The 6667-nt window shown below is 64.7% G+C and carries 6 protein-coding genes; all 6 read right to left on the bottom strand.

Annotated features, from left to right (window positions below):
* Positions 1 to 129 precede the first annotated feature (129 nt).
* The 6 genes from ACWDKQ_RS26880 to ACWDKQ_RS26855 all read right to left on the bottom strand — a co-directional run bounded on the left by ACWDKQ_RS26880 (position 130) and on the right by ACWDKQ_RS26855 (position 6632).
* Positions 130 to 312, bottom strand: coding sequence for a hypothetical protein (locus ACWDKQ_RS26880; protein ID WP_450141550.1), 183 nt, complete (start codon positions 310 to 312; stop codon positions 130 to 132).
* A complete protein-coding gene (locus tag ACWDKQ_RS26875) occupies positions 272 to 832 on the bottom strand; it encodes an alpha/beta fold hydrolase (protein WP_450141545.1) in 561 nt (186 codons plus the stop codon). The genes ACWDKQ_RS26880 and ACWDKQ_RS26875 overlap by 41 nt, the downstream gene beginning before the upstream one ends.
* A gap of 93 nt (positions 833 to 925) precedes the next feature.
* Positions 926 to 1441 (bottom strand): cupin domain-containing protein, encoded by a 516-nt coding sequence (locus ACWDKQ_RS26870; RefSeq protein WP_450141544.1) that lies wholly within the window; start codon positions 1439 to 1441, stop codon positions 926 to 928.
* A 32-nt stretch (positions 1442 to 1473) separates the two neighbouring features.
* Complete coding sequence (locus tag ACWDKQ_RS26865; protein WP_450141543.1) at positions 1474 to 2682, bottom strand: cytochrome P450; 1209 nt, start codon at positions 2680 to 2682, stop codon at positions 1474 to 1476.
* Positions 2682 to 3788: a type III polyketide synthase gene (locus tag ACWDKQ_RS26860; RefSeq protein ID WP_450141542.1), complete on the bottom strand. Its 1107-nt coding sequence runs from the start codon at positions 3786 to 3788 to the stop codon at positions 2682 to 2684. Before ACWDKQ_RS26860 ends, ACWDKQ_RS26865 begins: the two co-directional genes overlap by 1 nt.
* A 1833-nt stretch (positions 3789 to 5621) precedes the next feature.
* Positions 5622 to 6632, bottom strand: coding sequence for a hypothetical protein (locus ACWDKQ_RS26855; protein WP_450141541.1), 1011 nt, complete (start codon positions 6630 to 6632; stop codon positions 5622 to 5624).
* Positions 6633 to 6667: the final 35 nt, after the last annotated feature.

Genomic DNA, 6667 nt, shown 5'->3' with positions numbered 1-6667 from the left:
CCCCCCAGGTCATCCCATCGACAGGGGGGAACAGTCATGCCGGGCCCAGAGGCCAGAGATCCTCTTGCAGGACCGAGAAAAACATAACGGGGGCGGGTGCGAAACCACCACACTCGACCCCAACACCCATCAGCCCGACGACCGCGCCAGACCCGCCAGCAGCGCAGCGACCAAATCAGGCCGCGACCAATCGGAACAGTGCGCGGTCTGCAACTCCACGATCTCGACCTCATCCCACACCACCGACGCCGAGACCAAATCCGGCAACCGATCAAGCACGCCCCGCACGAAAGTCACCAGCACCCCCGCCACGCCGCCGCGCGCACACCTTGCCCACCAACAACCGGATTGCTCGGCCGCAACAGCGAAACCGCCTCCGCGGCCCGCCGCACAGAACAGTCGTGGAACAACGCCTCCCACGCGGAATCCGCAGCCAACTCCAACATGCCATCCCCGCGCCATCGCACCGATTCCCGCGCCTCCGCAGCAGGCGGGGAGCCAGACCCGCCAAGCTCTGCCCGACATCCGGCAACGCCCCAGCGAGGTACACCAGTCGCCGCACCACCAGATGCTCCACAGAGGCCTCCGCGATCACCGCACCGCCATACAAATGCCCGCACAGCACCACAGGCCCGGACACCGCATCCAGGACCTCCCGCACATACGCGGCATCATCGTGCAAATCACCAGCAGCATCGCGAATACCACCGAACGCACTGGGCAAGTCCGCAACCGCGCACCCCACCGGCGAATCCGCCAGACCAGCAACGACATCACGCCACGACCACGGCCCGAGGAAATTGCCGTGCACCAGCACCACCGTCGCCACCATGCCCGAAACCTAGGCCCCAGAACTCACCAAGCACGCGACGTTCACCCAGCGCTGATACCCAGGGAGTGCAGGAACCACATACGACGCCCGGCATCAAGACTGGAAACGTAACGGCGTCAACTGCTCGATGTCATGACGCAACCGCAGCTCAGCCACCGCACCACGATCCACATTACCCGGCGCTTCCAAGATCTCCAACAACTCCTCGAAATACCGCTCATGATGCGAAGGCGGCGAAGACTGGAAGAACATCCGCGCCACCACATCACCCCGATTGGCGAAAGCATGCGGACAACCAGGCGGGACGAACATGACACTGCCCGGACCAGCACGACACACCCGCTGACCCGACTCGCCCTCCCACTCCGACCAACCATCCCCGCTGCGAACGACCGGCTCGAACGCCAACACCTCCAGCTCACCCTCCAGCACGTAGAACAACTCCTCGCTGCGGGCGTGCACATGCGCACCGACATCGAAACCCGGCGGCACCACCACCTCGAAACTCGACGCCGCCATCGAATGCGCCCCGGTGACCTTGAACGTCACATCCTGCGCACCCGTGACAATGCGCTTCCCACCACCAGGCGGAACGACGAAACCCTCCATCAACCCAGCACCCTTCCCCGAACCAACAGCCATCACCAAGCCACCGGCAGATCAACCGGACCACGGATCATGACGTCCCGCCGCCACCGCACCTCATCCGGAGAAACCGCCAACCGAAGCCGGGGGAGACGATCCACCAACACCCCCAGCAGAACCTGCGCCTCCATCCGCGCCAACAACGGACCCACGCAGTAATGCGGACCATGCCCGAAAGCCAGATGCGCAACCTCCGCACGATCCAGATCAACCCGCTCCGGATGCGGGAACACCTCCGCATCCCAATTCGCCGCCACATAAGAGATGTGCACGACATCCCCAGCCCGGATCCGAACACCCCGAATCACGACATCCTCGGTAGCAACCCGCGGCTGCCCCACACCCCGCTTATGCGGAACGAAGCGCAGCAGTTCCTCCACCGCATGCGGAATCAGCCCCGGCTCAGCTACCAACCGCTCCCACAAACCCGGCTCGGTCAACAGCACGTACAGCATGCTCGAACTGTTGTAGCGCACCGCATGCCACCCGTTCAGCGACACCAGCACCACCAACGCACCCAGTTCTTCATCACCGATCTCGCCACGATCACAGGCATCCGCCAGCACCGTCACCAGATCATCACGCGGCCACGCACGACGCCGCGCCACCAACTTCTGGAAGTACTCGTACAACTCATCCTTGATCCAACCGTTGCGAGCAACCTCCGCCTCATCACGAGCCATGCTGAACAACGTCTCCGCGCACCACATCAACCAGGACCGGTCAGCCACCGGAATGCCCACGACCTCACCGATCATCGTCATCGGAAACGGCGCCACCACGTGCTCGACCAGGTCAGCAGGCCGCCCCGCAGCCACCATCGCATTCACCCGCTCGGCCACCACCTGCTCGGCACGCACCCGCAATCGCTCGACGTGGCGCTGCGCGAACACCTTCGCCGCCACCCGCCGGATCCGCGCATGCTCAGGCGGATCCGAATAGCTCACCGCCCGTTCCAACGGGATGACGTGCTTCGTCATCCGCGGAAACGGCCGGGCCGCGATCGCGGCCCGGCTGAACCTTGGATCCGAGGTGACGAACTTGACGTCCTCATACCGCGTCACCAACCACGCCTCGCCCTCACCGAAGCGCATCCGGATCCGCGCCACCGGCTCCTCCCGGAGGAACCCGGCCAGATCCGGGTCGAAACCCACCCCGGAAATGTTCGGCGGATCGTAGAAACGAAGGGGGCACCGATCCGACATCAACGGCCTCCCAACGACGGGACGGACTCACTCCGAGGACGGACGAACGACACCTGCGGATCCGGCAACCAACTGCCGACCGCCATCTCCGCGCTGATACCAGGACCGAAACCCGCGATCAGTCCACGCGCCCGAGCAGTCAGCGAATCCTCGTCGAACATCCGCAACAACGCATCGAGCACAACACCGCTGGCGATGTTGCCGTACTCGGTGAGCGTCGCCCGGCTGAACCGGAACGCCACCGGCGGCACCCCCAGGAACTTCGTGAGGTCATCGAGGATCCGCGGCCCACCGGCGTGGATGATGTAGAAGTCCAGCCCGGCGACATCCCACCGATGACGATCCACCAATGCGCGCAGCGCGGGCGCCAGCGGCTCCATCGTCGTAGGCACCCGCTTGTCCAACCGGAAGTGGAAACCTGTGTCCTTGACCTGGTAGGAAATCCACTCCTCGGTGTCCGCGATGATCGCCGAGGCGTTGCGTTCCAGGAGAACTCCGCTACCACCGGCACCACGCACAACAGCAGCGGCGACCGCATCACCGAACAACCCGTTGGACAACAACGAACCGATGTCGTGGTCGTCGGGCTGGTAACACAGCGAGCAGAACTCGCAAGCGATGATCAGGGCGTTCGAGTCGGGGTAGGCGGTGCAGAAGTCGTGGGCGCGGTTGATCGCCGCACCGCCCGCGGCGCACCCCAACTGGGCGATCGGCAACTGCCGTGTGTCGTGGCGGAACCCCATCGAGTTGATCAGCCACGACGTCAGCGACGGCATCATGAACCCGGTGCACGACACGTACACCAACAGGTCGATGTCCTCCGCACGCAACCCCGAGTTGGCCAGGGCCCGGGCCACGACGGCGGGCACGCGCTGCTTGGCGTGCTCCTCGTAGATCCTGTTGCGGGCCTCGAAACCCGGGTGCTGCAGCGTTTCAGAGATGGGGCGGATGAGGTGGCGCTTGCGGACCCCGGTGTTGCTGATCAACCGCAGGACCAGGGGGAGTTGTGGATGGTCGGCGTGAACACGTCGGGCAAGTTCGAGGGTTTCCTCCGCCGTGATGACATGTTCGGGAACTGCAACCGCCGGTCTGCACAGGACTGCCACCGATGCCTCCAGAAGTACGAGCGCACGGGCCTTGCTGTCGTGGAGTGGGATGGGTTCTCCGTTCATCATCCTGCGCGGGCGGCATCGCTGCGACCGGCCGGAGCCCCGTTTCCCCCGGCATAACCACTGATGGAGGGATTCCAGCTTTGGACGCAAGGGGAGTGACGTCGAGATCGGTAGCCAATCGCCGGACAGCGACGGGCACGAACCATCCCGGTGTGCAGACCAGCTGATCTCGGAGCACTGCGTCGAAATGGTGCCAACGCAACACAACCGCCGGGACGGACCGCCGGCGTCGGTCGCAGCGGCGCTCATTGATGTTGCACGACTTCGCGGCGTCGACCCGAAACCCGCGGACGAGTCCGGCTGGAGTAGGGCTTCGGCCGCAACTCTCATCAGATCCCGAATCCATTACTTAACATAATGTACATTATCGGCGTTTGATTGAGCTGCGGCGACGTGCCTCAGAAGGGGCCTTTCTTTGTCGCGCATCGTCGACTCTGGCCACCTCGCCGCATCGGAGGTCGACTAGCGCTGTGCCGATGAGCTGGAGGGCACGACTTCATGCTGGGCGCCGACGGGACTGACCGATGGCGCATTGGGCACCGGAGGCTAATCCTGAAGCCGGTCGCACTGAGTCGGCGCTTGTGGTGCTTCGTTCTCGCAGTCGTCGCGCGGATGGCCGGGCTCGACGAGCCAGCCGATGGCGCGACATGTCGCCTAAGCTCTCCCGCAGCCAAACAGGCTTGCTTCTCCCTGGCCCCGTTCCGCAACCTATTAACGTCACAGTGACAAAACTAGGCGCGGGAACGGGACGCTCATCTGCAACACCGATGGAGCCGGCTCGGTCCACGATCAACCAAATGATCCGCAGCGAGCCGATCGTGTTCGCCAGGAAGCCCATGACGCCGAAGCGACTTGGCCGCATGATCGACCGACAGGCGCACGATGCGCCGTTGTCGGAGAAGCTCGTTAGAGCATCCGTTCGCCGATAGAAGTTGATCAGCATGGGCGGGTGCCCCCTCCACCCCGCGCGAAGGCGCCGGGTTCACTCCGGTGGGCTTTCTCCATTTGATGGATAATAGACATTATCCATCAAATGGAGAGAATTTTCGTTGCGCGCTGTCCTTTGAAGCCCAAAGGCTTCCTTCCTCGCCCGCATGCCGTTTGGCGCGTTGGTTGTCCCGTGACACGCGGAGGGGGACCCCAGTCCTCTACAATCCCCCTCCTGCCTGTGCTGAGCGCGCTCCTCTCCTCTACGGCCCACCAGTCTGCGGTCCCCTACCGGCTGCCTGCCGCCTCCCCTGGTTGCCATCAGCGGCCTAATTAGCCCCTACCTGATGGCATTGGTACGTTTCGGAGATTCGGTTCAGCAACCACCTTTTCGAACCATCGCTCCATCGCCTTCTTCATGACCGGCGACGGCCTCGGACAGGCTTCCTCTCCAACTACCTGGTGACCCAGACCGGCTTCAGTACCTCCCCCGCGGGCACGCTGTGCACGGTCTACGGGCTGGTCGTCGCGGTGGCCGCGTTCGTCTCCGGCGTCCTCGCCGAGTACATCGGGCCGTGAACGCGCTGCTGTCCGCAGGTGCCTTCGTCGTCTTCGGAATCGTCATCGCCGCCTACATCCCCCTGCCCGCGCTGATGACGGGGCTTGAGTAGCAGCCGAACAGGATCCTCCGCTAAGAGCTGGAGGGCTGGTCACTGCGCGTCGAGCTGATCTCGGTCGCGTTCTTCGGCGTCGAGTGTCGCTTCTCGCAGATTGTGGCGAGGTTGACCGGGGTTGACCTGCGGTCCGCCAGTTGGGGGTGGTGTCGTCATTCATCGTTCCTCACTTGAAGTGGCGGATTTCTGGGAAGGGCTCGTTGCGGAGGCCATGTCGGTGGACTCGTTGCCAGTACTCGATGCGGGTGGCCTCGTGCTGGCGTCGGATGCTGTTGACCCAGTGGCGTAGTGGGTCCCGGCCGTTGGAGAGACGGGTGGCGATGGCGAACATCCGGGGCTGGCCGAGCCGGGAGGCGACGCGGTTGAAGAAAGGCTTGAGGTCGATGTCGTGCTGGACCATCGTGACGTGCCGTCTCCAGTTCAGGTCGGTGATGATCTCGGCGAGAGCGACGGCTTCGGAGAAAACAAGCACGTCGGAGGGGTAGGCGATGGTCAGCCAGGGGTGGACCGCAGCGGTGCGGGCGGTCCAGGTCTGGTGCAGTCGGGGGTGGTCGTGTCGGCTGGGGATGACCCAGGCTTTGACGATCTCGGTGGCGGTGAACAGTTGCCGCCGGAACCACTCGCGGGCCTCGGCATCGACGGCGATGCGGTCGTGTAGACGCAGGTAGCGGCGGTGCGCGGTGATGATCTCGGACGCCTTGGTGAGGTCGATCTGGGAGTGCACCTTGTCGCCATCGAGCCAGCGGCGGTGGCGGACGCAGATCGGTGGGAATTGGTGCTGGTAGGTGCGGATGGTCGGTGTGCCGGAGACGCGGGCGGCGCAGCCGTCGCAGGGCGGGCGCAGGTCCCAGCAGCGGATCAGCCTGGTGCGCGGGAGGTCGCCCGGCAGGTCGGTGCGGTGGTTGACCGCGGGCAGTGACTTGCGCAGCCGGGTGGTGGGGATGCCGGTGAAGGTCTCCAGCTGTGCCAGGGCGAGCGGGTTCAGCGCGAGGTCGTAGTCGTGCATTGTGGTCGCGGTGAGGTTGCCGTGCGGGTGCCCGAGAGCGCGGATCAGGGTCGTCGGGCGGGCCAGTTCGTTGGCGGCGGCCAGCCGCGTGGCGTAGGCGGTCAGGGTTTCCAGCCGCAGCGGCCGGACCTTGACCGGGAGCTGCTGCGGGGGCTGCTGCCAGAGCTTCATCGGCCATCACCGCGGCGGTGCCGCCGCGGCCGGGG

The organism is Saccharopolyspora sp. NPDC000995 (assembly GCF_053599315.1).
The sequence above is the reverse complement of the archived record's forward strand: the minus strand, read 5'-3'. Positions and strand labels throughout refer to the sequence as shown.